At 34.0% G+C, this 19,865-nt stretch carries 16 protein-coding genes; 8 read left to right on the forward strand and 8 right to left on the reverse strand.

Going from position 1 to position 19,865, the window contains the following annotated elements:
• Positions 1-18: 18 nt before the first annotated feature.
• The 5 genes from EHE21_RS04475 to EHE21_RS04495 all read left to right on the forward strand — a co-directional run bounded on the left by EHE21_RS04475 (position 19) and on the right by EHE21_RS04495 (position 4,467).
• The gene (locus tag EHE21_RS04475) at positions 19-504 is read left to right on the forward strand and encodes a fimbrial protein (RefSeq protein WP_228766734.1); all 486 of its coding nucleotides are present in this window, start codon (positions 19-21) and stop codon (positions 502-504) included.
• Positions 505-514: 10 nt separating this feature from the next.
• Positions 515-1,066: a fimbrial protein gene (locus tag EHE21_RS04480; protein WP_194951962.1), complete on the forward strand. Its 552-nt coding sequence runs from the start codon at positions 515-517 to the stop codon at positions 1,064-1,066.
• Between the two features lie 20 nt (positions 1,067-1,086).
• Complete coding sequence (locus EHE21_RS04485; RefSeq protein ID WP_194951963.1) at positions 1,087-1,935, forward strand: adhesin; 849 nt, start codon at positions 1,087-1,089, stop codon at positions 1,933-1,935.
• A 23-nt stretch (positions 1,936-1,958) separates the two neighbouring features.
• Positions 1,959-2,276 carry a helix-turn-helix domain-containing protein gene (locus EHE21_RS04490; RefSeq protein WP_194951964.1) on the forward strand — a complete coding sequence of 106 codons (318 nt, stop codon included), beginning with the start codon at positions 1,959-1,961 and terminating at the stop codon, positions 2,274-2,276.
• A gap of 616 nt (positions 2,277-2,892) precedes the next feature.
• Positions 2,893-4,467 carry an AbgT family transporter gene (locus EHE21_RS04495; RefSeq protein ID WP_088493544.1) on the forward strand — a complete coding sequence of 525 codons (1,575 nt, stop codon included), beginning with the start codon at positions 2,893-2,895 and terminating at the stop codon, positions 4,465-4,467.
• A 61-nt stretch (positions 4,468-4,528) separates the two neighbouring features.
• Here EHE21_RS04495 and EHE21_RS04500 read toward each other — a convergent pair whose 3' ends face one another.
• A complete protein-coding gene (locus EHE21_RS04500) occupies positions 4,529-4,918 on the reverse strand; it encodes a DUF1992 domain-containing protein (protein WP_194951965.1) in 390 nt (129 codons plus the stop codon).
• 131 nt (positions 4,919-5,049) lie between these two features.
• Between EHE21_RS04500 and EHE21_RS04505 the strand changes: the two genes are divergently transcribed.
• Both EHE21_RS04505 and arnT read left to right on the forward strand, forming a co-directional pair.
• Positions 5,050-5,388, forward strand: a complete 339-nt coding sequence (locus tag EHE21_RS04505) for a carboxymuconolactone decarboxylase family protein (protein WP_006534886.1) — start codon at positions 5,050-5,052, stop codon at positions 5,386-5,388.
• A 389-nt stretch (positions 5,389-5,777) separates the two neighbouring features.
• Positions 5,778-7,424: a lipid IV(A) 4-amino-4-deoxy-L-arabinosyltransferase gene (arnT, locus tag EHE21_RS04510; protein ID WP_194951966.1), complete on the forward strand. Its 1,647-nt coding sequence runs from the start codon at positions 5,778-5,780 to the stop codon at positions 7,422-7,424.
• A gap of 493 nt (positions 7,425-7,917) precedes the next feature.
• On the opposite strand, the gene EHE21_RS04515 is transcribed toward arnT, so the two are convergent.
• The 7 genes from EHE21_RS04515 to EHE21_RS04545 form a co-directional block, all read right to left on the reverse strand.
• On the reverse strand, positions 7,918-9,270 hold the full coding sequence (locus tag EHE21_RS04515) for a TolC family outer membrane protein (RefSeq protein ID WP_194951967.1): 1,353 nt from the start codon (positions 9,268-9,270) through the stop codon (positions 7,918-7,920).
• Positions 9,270-10,595 carry an HlyD family type I secretion periplasmic adaptor subunit gene (locus tag EHE21_RS04520; protein WP_194951968.1) on the reverse strand — a complete coding sequence of 442 codons (1,326 nt, stop codon included), beginning with the start codon at positions 10,593-10,595 and terminating at the stop codon, positions 9,270-9,272. The genes EHE21_RS04515 and EHE21_RS04520 overlap by 1 nt, the downstream gene beginning before the upstream one ends.
• Before the next feature lie 16 nt (positions 10,596-10,611).
• Positions 10,612-12,351 carry a type I secretion system permease/ATPase gene (locus EHE21_RS04525; RefSeq protein ID WP_194951969.1) on the reverse strand — a complete coding sequence of 580 codons (1,740 nt, stop codon included), beginning with the start codon at positions 12,349-12,351 and terminating at the stop codon, positions 10,612-10,614.
• A gap of 164 nt (positions 12,352-12,515) precedes the next feature.
• On the reverse strand, positions 12,516-13,943 hold the full coding sequence (locus EHE21_RS04530) for a serralysin family metalloprotease (protein ID WP_194951970.1): 1,428 nt from the start codon (positions 13,941-13,943) through the stop codon (positions 12,516-12,518).
• Positions 13,944-14,274: 331 nt separating this feature from the next.
• Entirely contained in the window at positions 14,275-15,888 is a 1,614-nt protein-coding gene (locus EHE21_RS04535; RefSeq protein ID WP_194951971.1) for a M10 family metallopeptidase C-terminal domain-containing protein, read from the reverse strand.
• 190 nt (positions 15,889-16,078) lie between these two features.
• On the reverse strand, positions 16,079-17,311 hold the full coding sequence (locus EHE21_RS04540; RefSeq protein WP_194951972.1) for a nucleoside permease: 1,233 nt from the start codon (positions 17,309-17,311) through the stop codon (positions 16,079-16,081).
• Between the two features lie 84 nt (positions 17,312-17,395).
• Positions 17,396-18,214 carry a purine-nucleoside phosphorylase gene (locus EHE21_RS04545; RefSeq protein ID WP_194951973.1) on the reverse strand — a complete coding sequence of 273 codons (819 nt, stop codon included), beginning with the start codon at positions 18,212-18,214 and terminating at the stop codon, positions 17,396-17,398.
• 205 nt (positions 18,215-18,419) lie between these two features.
• Here EHE21_RS04545 and EHE21_RS04550 point away from each other — a divergent pair, with 205 nt between their 5' ends.
• The gene (locus EHE21_RS04550) at positions 18,420-19,616 is read left to right on the forward strand and encodes an ROK family protein (RefSeq protein ID WP_194951974.1); all 1,197 of its coding nucleotides are present in this window, start codon (positions 18,420-18,422) and stop codon (positions 19,614-19,616) included.
• Positions 19,617-19,865: the final 249 nt, after the last annotated feature.

Genomic DNA, 19,865 nt, shown 5'->3' on the forward strand with positions numbered 1-19,865 from the left:
GGAGTCAGCACAATGCTTATGAATTTGAAAAAGGTTTGTCTGACAACACTACTTGCAGTGACACCTTTGTTTGCAAGTGCTGATGAACCCAATATGAAGTTATTTGGCACATTATTAATTCCGCCACCTTGTGTGATTGAAAATAATAACTTAATTGAAGTCTTTTTTGGCAACAATGTGGGTATTAATAGAGTAGATGGAATTAATTACACAAAACCTGTGAATTACACATTAAAGTGCGATCAAAATATAAAGGGTTGGGATCTTACCTTGTCAATTATTGGTCCTAAAAGCCAATTTGATGATGCGGGATTACAGACTAACATGGCAAATTTAGCCATACATATGATACGTGATGGCGAACCTTTTATTTTAAATGAACGCGTTATTATATCGCCCACTAAGCCACCTGTTATTCAAGCTGTTCCGGTGAAAAAACCGGGCAGTACATTGGCAAAAGGCCCATTCGAAGTAACAGCAACATTACTCGCTGAATATCAATAGGAGTGTGAAAATGAAATTTAAGACATTATCGCTTCCTGTTATTTGCGGGTTAACGCTACTAATGGGAACACTAACAACAGCCAATGCAGCACCGAATAATATGCGACTTTATGGCACATTGGTGGATGAGCCTTGTGTGATTAAGCCAGGTGATGAAACCATTTCTCTAGAATTTGGTAATGTACCTGATAAAACATTTTATATTGGCGCGGGTAGAACAAATAGCCAAACTTTTCAAATTCATTTATCAGAATGTGACCTTTCTATTAATAAGAAAGTAAGAGTGACATTCAGTGGTAATGAAAATCAAGCAATGGTTGGGCAAGGTTTTCTTGCATTAAGTGCAGGAAGCCAAGCAGAAGGCATTGCTATTGGTTTAGAAAATTCTGATGGTAGTCCACTGCGGATTAATCAGGAAACAAGTAATATCGCCTTAAATTCAGGGGATTCGATTTTAAGGTTCCGTGCATTTATACAAGCAGAACCGAATGCTATTGCAAACGAGTCAATAAAACGAGGCCGTTTCAGTGCAATAGCCACATTCCATCTGAATTATGATTAATCTTTACGATTGAGGTTAATATGTTTACCCCAAAACGATTATCAGCATTATTTATATTTAGCGTAATGATGCTATTTTCAGCATCATCAATGGCTGCCATTTTTTCTTATATTACGGAATCAAAAGTGAGTAGTAGCGGAAAGGCTGCTGACTATACCTTTATAATTCAACGTTGGGACCCTGAGCCTCCTGGGGCATTAAACCCATGTTATGGTTGGTCAAAATGCTATATTACTATTAACCATAGACACCAGCCTGATGGTTCGGGGGGACTCAGAACAACGGTTATTCTGAGCCATGCTGAGAAGTATAGAACGATGGAGGAACTGCGTGTTGCGGTTCAAAATAGTGGAAAATTACCACTGCCGTATGGCCCTAAAGTTGCGAAGCATAGTGGTGTCCTTGTTGATACCATTCAAGAGTGTGTAGGCTTGTTCTATCAAAAAAACTCTGGCGGGATTGCTGATGATGGTCGTTTATTGCCAGGCTCAATGTGTGGTATTGCCCCACCACCGGCAGGTGCCTGCCAAATTATTGAAGGTTCGGTGGATATGGATTACGGCGATATTAATGAAGAAAATCTGAATAATGCTTATAGAAAGAAAACCATTAATGTCACTTGTAATAAAGATATGCTGGTTATGGCAATCGCATCAGGAATGGATGGTTCAAGCGTAAGACTTCGCCCTGATAATAGTCTATATGCCGACCTCTACCTTAATGATAGACCAGGTGAAAGTGGTGCAACTGTTTTTGTACAAAAATTCCGTGCAGCACCTATTGAAGTTAGCACCATATTACGTACTCGAGGTCGAGTTGCACCAGGCCCATTCTCTGGTGTAGGGACAATTATTTTAACAATGCCTTGATAGAGATGAAGTTGGAAAACGCGATGATGGATTATAATTTTATAGACATCAATGTGAATGAATTAGTTGGCAGAAGAATACAGAAAAAACGCAAAGAGCTTGGTTATACTGGCAGCCACATTGCTGATAAACTAGGTATAAGCCAACAACAGTTCTCACGTTATGAACGCGGGTTAAATAAAATAGATTTGAGCTACCTTGTGACATTAGCTGTCTATTTAAGAACCCCAATTTACTGGTTTTTTGAAGATTGCTTTCACGTTGAAGAAGAGATTGAAGATAGACATGCAAGTAAGTGTATATATTTTATGGCGGAAACCACACCAGATATTATCTTCTAATCAGTAAATATTTTCTTATTGAGTGGTAGATAAAGAGGGCAAAATATAATTTTGTCCTCTTTTTTTATCTTTAAAATATCAACATCATTATTTTTAAATCTTTAATTTACGATTTCTCTCTTTCTTTGCTCAGATCAGCAATTCTTCATTCTACGTATAGTTGAACGTTCAATATCTACTGCAATATTAGTTGTTCATGTTACAAATAATCTAAAGTTTTAACCTATCCTGACCATTTATTCGTCATTATTTTCTTTTTTATAGTAATTACAACCGTTACTATCAGGTTTATCTGAGTGTTTAATCGTTTCTGACTATTAATTGAAGGCATTTTCAATCAGAAAAGGTTAATAAATAATCATGAAAATGTTAAAAAATGTTACCTTATGCACATTTTTTAATTTTAGATATTATAAATTAATTTTAATGCAAGTGATTTGTAATTGTATGATTAATTTTTAATTGGTTGTTTATTATGGTAAAAAATATTTTATTTAACAATTTTGCCCTAGCTTTTATCTTAAATAAGGTATTTATAAATAGGATTAACAGATAGTCATAATAAAAAGGGTTGTGTACTGTGCATTTTCTGTTTTTTTTATAAAAAGGATAAATGATGCAAACAAAAAAACAGGGAGGCAGTCGCTTTCTACGCACGGTGGAATGGCTAGGAAATGCACTACCCCATCCCGTTATTTTATTTATTATTTTAATTGCTATTTTACTTGTCTCTTCGGCTGTTGGTGAATACTTCGGTGTTACGGTACAAGATCCCCGACCAGAAGGCGCAAAAGGACGTGCAGAAGATGGCTATATCCATATTATTAGTTTGTTAGATGCGGATGGTATCCGTCGTATATTGGCAAATATCGTTACAAACTTTACTGGATTTGCACCTTTAGGTACGGTGCTGGTGGCGTTATTAGGTGTCGGTATTGCTGAACGAGCAGGTTTATTATCTGCGGTGATGCGTTTAGTGGTAATGAAAGCACCTCGCAAAATGACCACATTAGCAATTGTGTTTGCTGGTATTATGTCTAATACTGCGGCTGAATTAGGTTATGTGGTACTGATACCGTTATCAGCGATTATCTTCCATTCGTTAGGACGACATCCACTTGCTGGTCTAGCGGCTGCATTTGCAGGGGTTTCAGGCGGTTATTCTGCTAACTTACTCTTAGGAACGATAGATCCGTTATTATCGGGTATTACACAGCAAGCTGCGCGTATTATAGATCCAACCTATATCGTTGGTGCTGAAGCAAACTGGTACTTTATGTTTGTCAGTACATTCCTTATTACTTTCTTAGGTTACTTCATTACGGAAAAAATCGTTGAGCCTCAACTAGGGCCTTATAACGGTAACGAACTTGATGATGAAGAAAATGATTTAAGGAATGCTGCTGAAGTTACGCCACTAGAAAAGAAAGCACTATGGGCTGCAACAGGGACATTTATTGTGATGGGCGTGATTTTGGCGCTAACGGTTGTTCCTGAAAATGGCATATTGAGAAACCAAGAAACAGGGCTTATTGGTAATTCTCCTTTCTTAAAATCGATTGTTGTCTTTATTTTCTTATTCTTTGCAATACCGGGTATTGTCTACGGATGGATTGCTAAGACAATGCGTACAGATAAAGATATCGTTGACGCTATGGCGAATTCGATGAGTACACTTGGCCTCTATTTAGTGATTATTTTCTTTGCGGCTCAGTTTGTTGCGTTCTTTGGTTGGACAAACATCGGTCAGGTAATAGCTGTTAAAGGTGCTGCGCTACTTAATAGTATTGATATGCCAAGTGGGTTGCTGTTCTTAGGCTTTATCTTAATCTGTGCTTTTATTAATTTAATGATTGGTTCAGCATCGGCACAATGGGCTGTGACAGCACCTATCTTTGTACCAATGTTAATGCTTGCCGGTTATGCACCAGAGACAATCCAAGCGGCATATCGAATAGGCGATTCTGTCACTAATATCATTACACCTATGATGAGTTATTTTGGTTTGATATTAGCAGTCGCAACAAAATATAAGAAAGATACGGGTATTGGTACCATGATCTCTATGATGTTGCCATATTCCGTGATTTTCTTAATTGGTTGGTCATTATTGTTCTACTTATGGGTATTTGTATTCAACTTACCAGTAGGACCTGGCTCACCAACGTATTATTCTCCAACAGCAGGTTAATTCTCTGCGATGACGGAAGCTTATACAGGGATGTATAGGCTTTTTTTATTTTGATATTTCATTATTTTTGTCTGGTTTCTTTTTTATGATTTGCTAATTTTTCTGTTAGTTGTGTGGCATAGTCTGCATGTAAAAATTGGGTATCTAAACCTGCTTGTTGCAATTTTAACTCAAGTAATGTCAAACGCTTTTGCAGTGATCCATCTTCTATTTCCGCTTCATTTAACGTACTTAGGATTTCTGCTAGAGATAAGGCTTCTTTTCTGTCTTGCATTTCAGGTGGTAAAAAACCAGCATTCTTTAATAAATGATAGCTTGCTCTAAGTGATTCTGGAACATGGCTATTATCATCAAGGATCAGTGGTTTCCCTTCACCTTTTAGCGATGAAAGTTCCCCTTTTTGTAACGCTTTTTCGATATGGCGTTCAGCCCACTCATCTAAAATAGACACTTTAAACCTCTTTTTTTAGTAACTATCGCAATAGAAAAGATCACTACAAATTAAATTGACTTGCTTAGATTATATAATTTGATATTATATTTTTATATTATATAAATAGATATATTATTAAGGACTCCAAAATGAGCAAGTACAAAGAAATAGTAACAGACATTGCCAGCAACATGGGGGCGTTGTCTCAAAATATTCCAGAAGTGATGAAAGCGTTTATGAGCACGACAAAAGCGGGTGGTAAAGAAGGCGCTTTAGATGCAAAAACAAAAGAATTGATCGCCATTGCAATTGCTGTCGCGAATCGTTGTGATGGTTGTATTGGATTTCATACAAAAACACTTGTGGAGCTTGGCACAACAGAACAAGAACTTGCTGAAGCATTAGGTGTTGCTATTTATATGGGCGGTGGCCCTTCAGTTATGTATGCATCCAACACCATGGGCGCTTTTAAAGAGTTTAGTAAATAAGATTTTTATCATCATATAATTAAATAAAGTAATCAAAAACCAGAATAAGTTCCTTCTGGTTTTTTTATTTATAGACTTTGTTTATTTTCTGTTTATGTTTAATTTTTATCCTCTATTTTTTAATACTATCTAGATAATTTTTTAATAAAAAGACGCCAGTTATTTAATAAAAAATTAATCTTTCATTATTTTAATTTTCAATGAAAATGTTTCATTGTATTGATTTTTATAGATAATATCTTTCTTAAGTATCATTTTGGTTGGTTGAAAATAAAGCAAGTTATTAATTAATTATAATTTAATAAATAATAATTGAATCTTTTATAGGATAGGTATTCTAAGTGAATAGTTCGTATAAGATGATATTGTTTTATTTTAACGGGGAATATATGCGTGTTGATTTTGTAGAAAGATATAAATGGTTTCTACTTTTTATTTTTATATTTTTAACTTATTTAATTCCTCTCGAAACGCGACTACTCTGGCAACCAGATGAGATCCGCTATGCTGAAATTAGCCGAGAAATGCTGGTATCAGGTAACTGGTCTGTACCTTACATGCTGGATGTTCGCTATTTTGAAAAACCAGTATTGGGGTATTGGTTAAACAGTATTGCCCAATGGTTATTTGGTGGCGGTAATTTTTCTGTTCGTATTGTTGTTGTGACTTCAACCTTATTAACTGGCTTATTTGTTTATCGTGCTGCTATGCTCATTTGGCATAACCGTGCATTGGCGTTTAATGCGCTAGTTGTCTTTTTATCTTCGTTTCTTGTGTTAGCAATTGGTACCTACAATATTCTTGATCCTATTGTGACAATGTTTGTCACGATTGCGATGTATTACTTTTTAAGTGGATTATCTGCACAGAATAGAAAATCAAAAATCGGTGCTTATATTTTAGTCGGTATCTTTTGTGGATTAGGCTTTTTAACTAAAGGGTTTATTGCTGTTGTATTACCTGCATTAGTTTTTGTTGTAACCGCAATTAGCTTATCTCGTTTTAAAGAAGTTCTTTGTTATGCACCAATAGCACTTATCTCAATGCTTGTTATTGCGGGCCCTTGGGTGATTTCTGTTGCACTTCAAGCCCCTGACTATTGGCACTACTTCTTTTGGATTGAGCATGTTCAACGCTTTGTTGAGAAGGATTCAGCAAGATCGCAACCTATGTGGTTTTATTTGCCTATTGTTATTTTGGGTATTTTGCCGTGGTTAGGGTTCTTATTTGGTGCTCTTAAATCGGCTATTTTCTTGAAAAAGGGAACGCTTTATTTTTCGTTTTGGTTATTCCTCTTTTTTGCTTTCTTTTCTGCTTCCAGCGGTAAACTATTAACCTATATGTTACCGTGTTTTGTACCGCTCTCTATCTTGATTGCACATTACATGGAAGAGCTAAAAAATAAACAAAATGAAAAAATTCATAATATTAATGCGATCATAAATACGGTTTTTGGGCTTGTAGGCGTCTCTATTATTGCTTATTCGTTGTTCTCTACACGATTTACGTTATATGAAACAAATGAGCAATATAAAGCGCTGCTGGGTATTGTGGGCTTCTTATTTTGGAGTGTGATGGGAATTGCTTCATTCTTTAAACCCACACGTTTACTGACTCTGTTTTGCTCGATAGGATTAAGTCTAGCAATTGGGTATGCCATTCCTCATAAAATAGAAAGCAAAAGTACCCCTGAAAAAGCAATTAATCACTATTATAGTGAGCTAGCCGATAAGCCTTATATTTTAACTGATGAAATCGGGATCGGAACGTCCTTAGCATGGGGATTAAAACGCACTGATATTCGTTTAACAGAGACGAAAGGGGAGCTTGCTTACGGTCTAGCATATCCAGATGTGCAAAATAAATATTATGATCTTAAGCAGTTAGTTAACTTAATTGAAGAGAATAACTATCAAGGGCTTGCGATTGTTTTAGTCCGACCAGAGCGAAAAGAAATATTATCAGTGATAAGTCAGTTAAAGGTAAAACCTATTGTAGAAAAACAGGGTGATTTAACATTCGTTTTCTTTAATTAACTGATTTAAAAGTCTATTTTTTTCAAAAGACGGTTCTAAAAGAGCAAATAAATTTAACATCGGCTTTAAAATGACATAGATTTGATTTTTTGTGTTGTTTTTATGTGATCAAAGCCCAGAAATGGATTTTGTTGAGAAATATATTTTGCTCTTTTTAGTTTTAATGGTAGGTTTAAAATGTGTCCATTAAATCGGAGTTAGCTAAGCACTATATGACAAGTCACTTTACTTTATCAGAACCCCCGCCCAAACAAAATGTACTTATGAATGGGGGTAATTTATGCTGATTTTCCTAGCTGAATGTTTTATCGGTCTAGCATCAATTGCTCTTACTCACCGTGTATTAATGTTGTACGGTACTAAAAAGAAGTGATGATACCCGCTAGCTAAAATAAGTAATCAACAGTTGCTTATAATTAAAAGTCCTATTTCTATCCATGATCTAGGACTTTTATAATTACATTAATATTTCTTATTGAAAAATTTAGCAATTCTATTGAAAATAGCCTTCAATTAATTTTATTTTCTCAATATCTAATGTATTAGTATATTGATGTAATAATGCCCAAGCCTGAATATAATCATATTTAGCTTTAATTAAATCTTGTTGAGCACGATATAATAATTCTTCGGCATTAAGAACATCGACCATTGTTCTTTGTCCGCCAATATAACTTTTTTGAGTTGCATCTAATTGCAATTTAGCAGAAGAAACAGATTGCTCATAGGCATTCAATTTAATATTACTCGTTGTGCATATTTGGTATTGATGACGTAGTTCTTGTCTAATTTGCTGGATAATTGCATCTCTTTCAAAAGCACTCATTTGATATAGCGCAGTAGATTGGCGCATTGAAGCTGTTGTTTTTCCACCATTAAATAGAGGTAAACTGACATAAAAACCAACGTTCGCTGATTGATATTTCTGATTTACGGTATTATTGCTATCAGAATCGCTATTAGAATAAGAAGCATAGAGTTGCACTGTTGGGAAAAATTCACCTCTATTTTTTTCTACTTCTTGTTTTGCTATTGCCATTTCATAACGAGCCGTTTGGATATTGAGATTGCTTTGCATAGCTTCGTTTTCCCATGACTCGTAATTATTGGGTGTGATAGGTTGTAATATAAAACGATTATTGCTTAATTTTGCTATATGCTCTGCATAAGGTAGTGATGTACCAATCATTGAACTTAGTTTATTTTTAGCATTATCTAACTCAAGCTGAATATCTGTATATTGAGATTGAGTTAAATATAATCGTGTTTGGATCTCTGATATATCTGTTTTTGTTCCTTCGCCTAACTCGAATAAACGCTGACTTGATGTTAGCTGTTTTTTATAAATCTCTTGCTGTGAAAGATTTAATAATAACTTATCTTGTGCATAAGCCAGTTCTATATAATTATCCACTAATCTGATCACTAGCTCGGAAAATTTAACTTGATAACGACTATCTGATAGTAATGTTTTTATTACTGATGATTTGTAATCACTGAATGCCGTGTAATCAAAGAGTGGTTGGCTAATAATGGCACTGACAGAATGGCTTTGATAATTTTGATATTCAGTTCGTTCCATTTCTCCTTGATTTGTATTAATAGGATAAACTTTCCGCTGCCAATTTCGTGGGTTATTTTGATAGTTTACATGTACACTTGGAAGTAATTGAGATAATCCAATATTTTCATACTCTTTCCCTGCAACCTGTTCTTTAATCGCAGCATTAAACGTAGGATCATTTTTCACTGCTAAGAAATAGAGATCAGATAAACTGATGGCAAAAGCGTGAAAACTTAGCATCCATATAAATATAATGGCAGAGATTTTTTTTATTCGCATCATTATTCTTCCGTCAATGAAGTATGGATCCTATCTAAAACAGGTTTAAAGAGATAATTTAGCAATGAACGATCGCCTGTATTAATAAATACATCAACCGGCATTCCAGCCTTTAATTTATTTTTATTGTCTGCAAGAAGAGTATTATCTTTAACATTAATAAATACTTGGTAATAAGGCTCTGTCGTTCTTTCATCGAGAAGTCTATCCGCTGAAATTAACGTCACCTCTCCGGGAATTTTAGGCGTTGTATTTTGATTGAATGCACTAAACATTAAATCAACAGGAAGACCAAGGGTGACTTTATCAATAAGGTGAGGGGCTAAACGTGCCTCAATAATTAATTGATGATCTTGAGGAACAACTTCCATTAATGTTTGACCTGTTCTTACAACACCACCTTGGGTAAAAACAGATAAATCCATTACTATTCCTGAAATTGGGGCAGTAATTTGCATCTTTTTCAGTTTATCTATTTCAATGATAAGTTGTTTTTCTGTTTCACTTATTTGTAATTGAACTTGATTAAGCTCAGTACGTGCTGACTGGTAGAAATTAGCATTGCGTTGCAATATTTTTTGCTCATACTCCAACTTTTGTTTTTCTAATGTACTTATTTGTCCAAATGTATCATTAAGATGGTTATTATTTTCAGCGAGTTCACGCTCAATTTCTTGATAACGATGACGAGGAATATAGCCTTCATTAGCAAGAGTGTATAAATCTTTAATTTGATTTTGTAAACTATTAATTTGATGCTGCTTATTTTGTGTGGATCTTTTTAAATGAATTAAACGATTAGAAACTCCATCAATAATAGCGTTGTAGCCATTTATTTCACTATGCAATTCAATATACTTTTCATTAAGTAACTTATTTTGAAGTAGTAGTAATTTATTTAAATTCTCTGATGGAGAGTAATATTCTTCATTAAGATCTAAGGTGAACTCTGTTTTTTCATTTAATTGAGCATATAAGCGTTGTTGAGTAATAAGTAAATTATCATATTGTTCTGATAAGGATTTTACTAAAGCTTTTGATTGAATAGGGCTTAATTGAATAAGTGTTTGACCTTCGGTTACATTATCACCATTCTTTACTAAAATATCAGTAATAATACCTTCTACTGAAGCTTGAACACTTTTTTTATTACCTGAAATTGAAACATTTCCTTTAGCAGATACGCCTTTATCTAAGGGGGCAAAGGCAGCCCAAAAAATAAAAATAGCAAGACCTAAAAGAATAACTGACCATCCTATTATTAAGAATTTCCTAGGATCATCTGAAATTCCATGAACAATATCGATTTCATTTTTTTTTGTGATCATAATAGTCTTCTCAATATTAAATATTGCTTTGAGTAATAGGTGTGGTTGCTGGCGTTGGCGTACTCTTTATTGCTGATGAGTTATTTAACTCAGCAATAACGGCTGTTGTAGAGCCAAATAATTTAGTGTGACCATCGAAAAGAACTAAAAGTTTATTGGTCACTGAGAGTAATTGTTTTTGATGCGTAATTAATATAACGGTCTTTTTATTTTGTTTAAGTATTTGAATAGCTTGCATTAACGCTTTAATGCCCAAATCATCTAAATTAGAATTTGGCTCATCTAAAACAACCAGTGTAGGGTTGCCATATAATGCGCGTGCTAATGCTATACGTTGTCGTTGCCCCCCTGATAATCCTTCACCATGAGCACCAATAACGGTTTCATATCCATCAGGAAAACGTAAAATCATCTCGTGAACATTTGCCATCATTGCAGCTTGAGTGACTTTTTGAGGATCTATCTCAGAAAAACGAGCAATATTTTCGGCAATTGTACCGGGAAAAAGAGCGATTTCTTGGGGAAGGTATCCAATATATTGACCAACTTCACTTTTATTCCATTGATATATATCTGCATTATCAAGGCGTATGGCTCCGGTTTTAACTTCCCATATACCTACAATAAATTTCGCTAAAGAGGATTTACCTGAAGCACTAGGGCCAATAATACCAAGTACATCACCCGGGCTAAGTGAAAAATGAATATTATTTAATAGTGTACGTTCTGTTTGAGGGTATTGAGCCTGATTAATATTGACCGTTAATTCACCTTTAGGAGAAGGTAACGCCATTTTTTTATTTTCTTCAGGATACGTGTTTAGTAGTGTAGTTAACCTTTTATAAGCTTCTTTACTACTATCCCAGTTTTTCCATACACCAATAACTTGTTCAATCGGGGCTAAAGCACGACCTAATAGTATTGAGCCTGCGATCATCATTCCTGGGCTAATTGTATTATCTATTGCCAACCATCCGCCTAATCCTAACATTAAGGATTGCAGTGCCATTCGAGTGACTTTTGTTATTGCATTGACACCGGCTGCATTATCACTTGCATGAGTTTGTGCTTGTAGATATTTAAAGTGAGCAATTTGCCATTGGTTTCGTAAATGACCTAGCATTCCCATAGCTTCAATAGGCTGTGGGTGTTCAAAATGATGACCTTGTATTACTTGTGCTTGATTAGCAAACTCATTGGCCTTTTTTAATGATGATCGAGATAAATATTCATTAAGAATTGCCAACGAAAATAAAACGAGCGCACCGCATAATGCAAATAATCCTAACCATGGATTAAATAATGCGATAACAAGAAGATAAATAGGAAACCAAGGTAAATCAAAAAAAGCAAAAATAGCATGACTTGTAATAAATTGCCTAATAGTTACTAAGTCATTAAATGCTAAAGAGGAATTAATACCGGGAGTTTTATTTAATTTTGCTTGATATGCAGCAGTATAAATTCTTGAGTTTAAGGATAAATCAAGTTTGTTACTCATTCTAATGACAATAATGCTTCTTAAATACTCTAATCCTCCCATAAAAATAAATAATGCTAACATAATGAGCGTTAGCATTAATAAAGTCATTTCATTACCTGAAGGTAAAACTCGATCATAAACTTGCAACATATAAATGGAAGGAACTAACATTAAAATATTTATTAAGGCTGTGAATATTCCAATGGAAAGAAATACTTTCTTTCTTTGTTTTATAATATTTGTTATTTCATTATTGTGTTTACTTGCTGGCATAATGTTATTCCTGATTTTATTCCTATCTGTTTATTACTATTTACTGCATTTTTTCTATCAATGCGGAGCGATAAATCTATCTTTTTTTTAATGAAAAAATATAAAAATAGCTCCGTATTGATAAAAAAGGTAGGAGAAATACTTCTCTCCTACCCAATGACAAATTAAACAATAAAGTCAGTTTCGTAATTAACAAATCCTACAATGTCAATTTTGAAATCAGGGCTATATCCATAACCATAAGCATTAATAGCAAGTTCACTTGAGTTTGTTGCTTGATCATATTTAATGGTTGCTTCACCTGAGCGACCTGTAAAATTATCAACAAAGTTAAGGAATTTATGGCTAAAGGTATTTTCGATTAATTCTGATAAATCAATCTTATCAATACCCGATTTGAAGTCCATTATCTTGTCAGCGGCAGAGACTAAAGAGTCAGAGATCTCTTTATAAACAAAGGTATTGCTACCCGTACCACCCCATAATGTATCTTGACCGCCGCCACCATACAGTATGTCGTTACCGCCGCCACCGATGAGAATATTATCAGCATCATTTCCATAGATAATATCATTACCAGAGCCACCGATTGCATTTTCTATTGTAACGCCTTGTGCAATAGAAACGTTTTTCTGTAGTCCGCCAACATCAGAGAAATGACCCTCACGTAAATCAATAACTTGATCTTGATAATATCCTGAGAAGTCAAAAGTATCGTTACCACCGCTATCCCAAACGGAGAATATTAATTTATCGTTACTGCTTGTTGCAGTGTAATAATCAATACCGGTGTTTGAGTTGAAACCATAAACATCATCACCTGTTCTGGTTGTTGTATTTGCACCATAGAGATATTGCATTGCTGAAATATCATGAAGTAAAGGGGCACCTGCATAAGCACCTTGGAAGTGCGCGCCTGTTTCATATTCTTCCCAATAACTCATAACAGTATATTGACGACTGTCTTCAGCGTAGTCAGATTTTAAATAACCTGGTACGTTTTGCCCTGCGTTATAATCGCCAGGGTGCATTAAACCGAGTGCATGACCAATTTCATGGATAATAGTTAAGCGACCATAGTTACCTAATTCAGGCGTTGTATTGCCAGCATAATAATAATCACTAAACCAAGCTTGGCCTGAAACATCACGCCCGTAATAATCATGGGTATTTGGTAATGTTGCATAAGCTTGGAACTTGCCATATGGATCAGTAATATTCCCAAAAGTAATATCTGATTTTACATTTGGTCCTACTTCTGTAAATTTAATATTTGCGATATCAGACCATGCATCTAAAGATTGTCTTGCATGTTCTTTCTGTGTTGAATTAAATCCATAGGGATTTTTATCACCAAAATCATTAAACTTTTTACCTGCCCAAGTTGGGAATGAATACGTTACTTCTGCTGCTTGACCGATAACATATTTCCCATTCCATGTGGAATCTTCACGTGCGATATGTTTTCCTGCGGTATCATAATCAAAAGAAGGTAGAGTCTTAGCTGAGAAATTATAAAAAATTCCACTCTTATCTAATAAATCAGAGACATTAGATAATCCTACTGCTTTTTTTAATAAAGAAGAACCCATAATATCCTCCGGATATCAAGTTTAGGTTAAGTTTATTTTCATGTTGAAAATAGTTTAATTATCTGGCGAGCGCCAGCGATAATAAAGATAGCCACTTATTGATATTAATCTAGAGGGGGAAAATATGTTTTTAAATAATTGTGAAGTGAAGTGTGTTTTAAGTCAGAATAATTTAATTAAGTTAATAAAAATAAAGTTATCTTTCCGATAGGGATCTTTTTTTCTGTTATTATTTTATTTTGTTATTTTTTTAAAAATATAACTTAGATATTATATTTAATTAATCTAAGTTATATCATAAGGTTGTTTAAATTTTTATTTACTTTATATGTTAACTGTTAAATATATCATCAAAAGAAAAATTACCGACAAGTTCTATTGTATGAATATACTTTTTAGACAGTATTTCTTTTGAAATGGATATTTGGGTAGTGTTTTCTATATGCTTATAACTGCTAGAAATAGTAATTTCATTATTTTTAACTAAATCTTTAATTGTAAAAGTATGATCATTCTCATCAGAGAATAGCAGGATATCTTCACTTTTTGTGAAATCCATAATTTTATTATGGCTATTATAATTACTAAGGCCTAGTATAAATATGTCTTTTCCTTTTCCACCACTGAATTGATTACAACCTTGATCATCCCAAAGAATGTCATTTCCATCAGAGCCATATAGAATGTCATCGTCCTCACCACCGTAAAGCCAATCATTGCCTTTCCCTCCTTGAAGTACATCATTGCCATTATTACCATAAATAATATCATTGCCGTTATTACCATAAAGATGATTATCAACATTATTACCAATAATAATATCGTCGTTGCTACCACCAATAACATTTTCAATGACAGTACCATAGGCAATAGAGAGATTACCTTGTAATCCTCCAACATCAGAAAAAGCGCCTTCATTTAGATCTATTTTTTGCTTTTTGTTATATTTATAAAAATTAAGAGTATCAATACCACCGGTATCCCAAATACAAGTGATCATGGTATCGCCCGGTGAAGTTAAACTATAATGTTCTCTTTGTGTATTAGAATCAAAACCATAGATATTATCACCTGTTCTTGTTGTTGTATTTACCCCATAGAACTTTTGAATAACATATATATCAATTAATAGTGGAGACATAGGATAAAGCCCACCCAAATCAGCTTCTTCTATTTTTGGGTATCGATATGTCATCACTGTATATTTAAAAGTATTGGCTTCAACATCAGGGTTATTATAATTATCCCACTTAAAGGTATGCGGTAAACCAAGAGCATGCCCTGTTTCATGTATATAAGTTTGAGTTTCTCCATTTCCTTTGGGTAATATTATAGGTTGATTGTTAATATGACCACTATCATTATTATTTTTATATAAAGTAATATGAGTATCTGTTTCTATATAATAATATTTTACACTGTCTGATTTTTCTTTAAATAAATTCACTTCATTTTCTTGTTCTAATGTCATTTCTTTTTTATTAAACTTTTTTATACATACTGTTGAGGATATATTTATCCAAACATGTCCTCCACTACTATAATCGGTAGCTTTCTCTATTTTTTTATTTGGATCTGTATTGTTATATGGATATCTAGCAACACCTAGGACTAAATGAGAGTTATCTTTCGTTATTTCATTCACGTTGTTATAAACACCAAACTTAATGTTGGTATCGTATTTATTGTTTTTCTTTATAAATTTAATGTTTGTAACATCAGACCATTGTTGCAATATTTTCTCAGCTATTCCTTCTTGATACTTATTTAGTGTTGTGATTGTTTTATATTCATCTCCTCTCAATTTACTCCAATCAGGAAAGCTATATGTTATTTCTGTAAACTTATCATCTTTATCTTTCTTATTCCATCGTTTAAAAGGCGAGTAGCTCTTTATTACATCAATAACAATACCTACTTCATGTGAATATTCTTGATGTGACATTTTATTTCCTTTTTTGAAAGTCCATTTTTTTCTTTAATATAATATGTGTTAATGGTTTTTTTTGCTTTTAAAAAAGAAATTTATCGAAGTGTATTGAAAATTAAAAATTAATTATAAATAAAAATGATAATAAATCTTTTTGTCGATTTATTATCATTAAAATAAGAAAGCAAGTGATGTATAAAGATTATCAGTGAGCTAGTTTTCTATTTTCCTTGAAAGCAAACACAAAGATAATTGCTAGTATTAATGTATATGAAGAAAATATTAACCAAATTGATTGCCAATCTTTCATACCATTGACAGTAAAGTGATCAACAACCATACCACTTAGAATAGAGCCAGCATATGCACCAACACCATTTACCATGGTCATAAAGAGTCCTTGAGCACTGGCTCTTATTTCAGGTTTAACTTCATTTTCAATATAGATAGAGCCTGAAATATTAAAGAAATCAAATGCACAACCATAAACAATCATCGAAAGCATCAGCAATACAAAACCCCAAGGAGAAGGATCGCCATATGCAAATAATCCAAAACGTAAAGTCCATGCAATCATACTAATTAACATGACTTTTTTAATACCAAAGCGTTTTAAGAAAAAAGGTATTGCTAGAATAAAGGCAACTTCAGCCATTTGTGATACTGATAGTAAAATTGATGGATATTGAACAATTAAACTATCTGCAAATTCAGGATTTTTAGCAAAATCATGAATAAATGGGCTACCGAAAGTATTTGTAATTTGAAGTACAGCACCTAATAACATCGCAAATAAAAAGAAGATTGCCATGACTGGTTTTTTAAATAAAACAAATGCATCTAATCCTAAGCGAGAGGCCCAAGATGTGGATTGTTTATGCTGTGCTGTTGGAATTTTAGGTAAACAGAATGAATAGAGCGCTAAGCAAAGTGATGCAACGGATGCAATATATAATTGAGTATTGCTAAGCTCTAATCTAAATAAGCTGACACACCACATTGCAACAATAAAGCCTATCGTACCAAATACACGAATAGGGGGGAAATGCGCAACTGAATCTAATTTATGCTTATTTAAACAAAAATAGCCAATAGAGTTTGAAAGTGCAATGGTTGGCATAAATGCTAATGCATTAATAAACATAACCCAGAACATAATCGAAGGATCAGTCACTGAAGCGGCAAAGAATAAAGCAACAGCACAAATAAGATGACAAATAATATATAAACGATTTGCAGGAATAAATTTATCGGCAATGATACCTAATAAACCAGGCATAATTAGAGCCGCAATACCTTTAGAGCCATAAACTAATCCAACTTCAATCCCTGTGAAGTTTAATGTTTGCATCATGTATGCACCTAGGGTAATCAACCAACTTCCCCAGATAAAATATTGCATAAACATCATGCCTTTGAGCTGTATTTTTATACCCATAACAATCTCCACTGTTGGGGATATTGATTTAAGTGGATCATAGGCAGCTATCTATGATCCACTTTTTCTCTTATTGGTAGAAAGTTATAAGCGAGAGATCACTTCACTGATAAGCTTTAAGAAGGTAGATTTTACGCGTTCTGCTGTTTCAATGACTTCATCATGACTAAGAGGTTGCTCTAAAATACCGCAAGCCATATTGGTTAAGCATGAAATACCAATGGTATCAATACCTGAATGGCGAGCGATCAGCGCTTCTGGAACGGTTGACATACCTACGGCATCTGCACCCAATGTTCTTATCATGCGGATTTCTGCTGGAGTTTCATACGTTGGACCTGTCCACCATGCATAGACACCTTGACGCAAGGTAATGTCTTGTTCTTTGGCGATATCAATAACAATTTGACGCATTGCTTTGTTATAAACTTCACTGACATCTAGAAAACGAACACCAAGTTCAGGATTATTTGGCCCAATGAGAGGGTTATTTGCAGTCAGGTTAATGTGATCCGTAATTAACATAAGATCACCCGGATTAAATTCAGTATTTACGGCACCACATGCGTTAGTAATAATGAGTTTTTCAACGCCCAATGCTTTCATTACACGAACAGGAAAGGTAACTTCATCGAGTGATACACCTTCGTAGTAATGAAAACGACCTTTCATTGCAACAACTGTTTTTCCTGCAATTTTACCAATCACTAATTCATTAGCATGCCCCACTGCTCCAGACGCTGCAAAGTGTGGAATAGTGTGATACGGGATATGTACAGCATCTTCTAATGTGTCGGCAAAAGGGCCTAAACCTGAGCCTAAAATGATCCCAATCGTTGGTTTTTCAGTCGTTTTAGATTGAACAAATTCTTTTGCTTTATTGATTTCAGAAACCTGATGCATGACTCTCTCCTGTGTAAATCGTCATTACGTTTTAAATAGTGGTTGAGAGTACTTTGCCTGATAAACAAAAATGAACAACTTGCTTATTCTCATTTTGAGATTAAGATCATATTGTTTGTTTTGATTAAGGAACTATTGCTTTTTTTACAGTAAGATAGCGATATTCCTCGTTTCTTTGCTTAATAATTTAATAAAGGAAGTCGCTATGCTATTGAAAAATTTAAAAGAACTTCAGTCTTCTAAGACTTCAAAAGCATTGAAACTTAAAAGTCTTTATAAATTAGTGGCAGAGAATGGACCGATAAAAACAGAAACGTTGACCGAATTAGCACAAATGAAACCTGCGACTTGTGCTCGATTATTGGACGAGTTAAATGCGCTTCAATTAATTACAACCGCAGAGTTAGGGGAATCAACCGGTGGACGAAAACCTATTTTGTATAATATTAATACAGAAGGGGTGTTTTTAATTGGTATTGAACTGAGTAAAGTCTATTCAACTATTGTGTTAATGGACTTAAAGCTCAATATGTTGGATAAAATTAAAATATCGCCAGAGCCTTATTTATCTGCGTATAAAATGACTGAAAAGCTATTACCTAAAATTGATGCATTGTTATTAAAAAATAAAATCAGCTATGAAAAAGTTTTAGGGCTAGGAATTTCTATTGAGCATGTTGTTGAGCATCAATTGGCTTCAAAATCCCTCGACGAAGAATTCTGTGAATTAGAGACGTTATTACGTAAAAAAATTCCTACTTACGTTACCGTGGGAAGCGGGGTGCATTTTGCCGCTTTAGCCGAATTTCGTTTATATTATCGCCAAAAAACACAACGATTTTTATTTACCTCTTGTGATACCGAAGTAAGGGGATGCGCTATTATTGGTAATCAGTTTTTAACTGATACCTCGGCGACGATGAATTGTTTTGGTCATATGACAATTGATGCGAAAGGACCATTATGTGAATGTGGCTCTTATGGCTGTTTAAATACACTGTGCTCTTTAGATGCAATAAAAAATAATGTTATTCATCAGATAAGACGAGGAAAGCACTCTTTATTAACATCTCTTGTCAGTACAGATGATGAAATTAACTATCACACTATTTTCCAAGCAATAGAAATGCGAGATCCTTTGTGTATTGATGCATTAGAGGAAGCCGCTTATTACTATGGACTTGCTATCGCAAATACAATTTTAATGCTCCAACCTGATATTGTTGTTTGTGGCGGAACATTAATACCCAAATACACATTCTTTGATACCGTTAAAAGAACGATTGAAACTAAACTCTCTCTCTTTCCAAATATAAAAACAGAAGTTTACCCAGCAAGCCACGCTTATGAAATTGTTTCTCAAGGTGCTGGTGCTATGGTGTTAGAGCATTTAGTTAATTAAATAATGAAAAAGGCGCTGTAATATCAATTACAACGCCTTTTAGTTTTTTATTGTTGTTTGTTTTTACTGCTTTAACCCTGGTGAGGTTACCTGCTAGGAGACAGGTTTATTGATATAGACTAACTTTTTACTGCAAACTTCTTTTATTTACCTCATTGTGAGGAAGGTGATTCTTTTTATTTTTGGTTTAATTTAAACTATCTCGACTAACGTCTTATTGTTGTGCCGTTACTTTACCCTGGTACTTTG

Origin of the sequence: Proteus sp. GOKU (assembly GCF_015475555.1) — a bacterium.
In the GTDB taxonomy this organism is placed as follows: Bacteria; Pseudomonadota; Gammaproteobacteria; order Enterobacterales; family Enterobacteriaceae; genus Proteus; species Proteus mirabilis_B.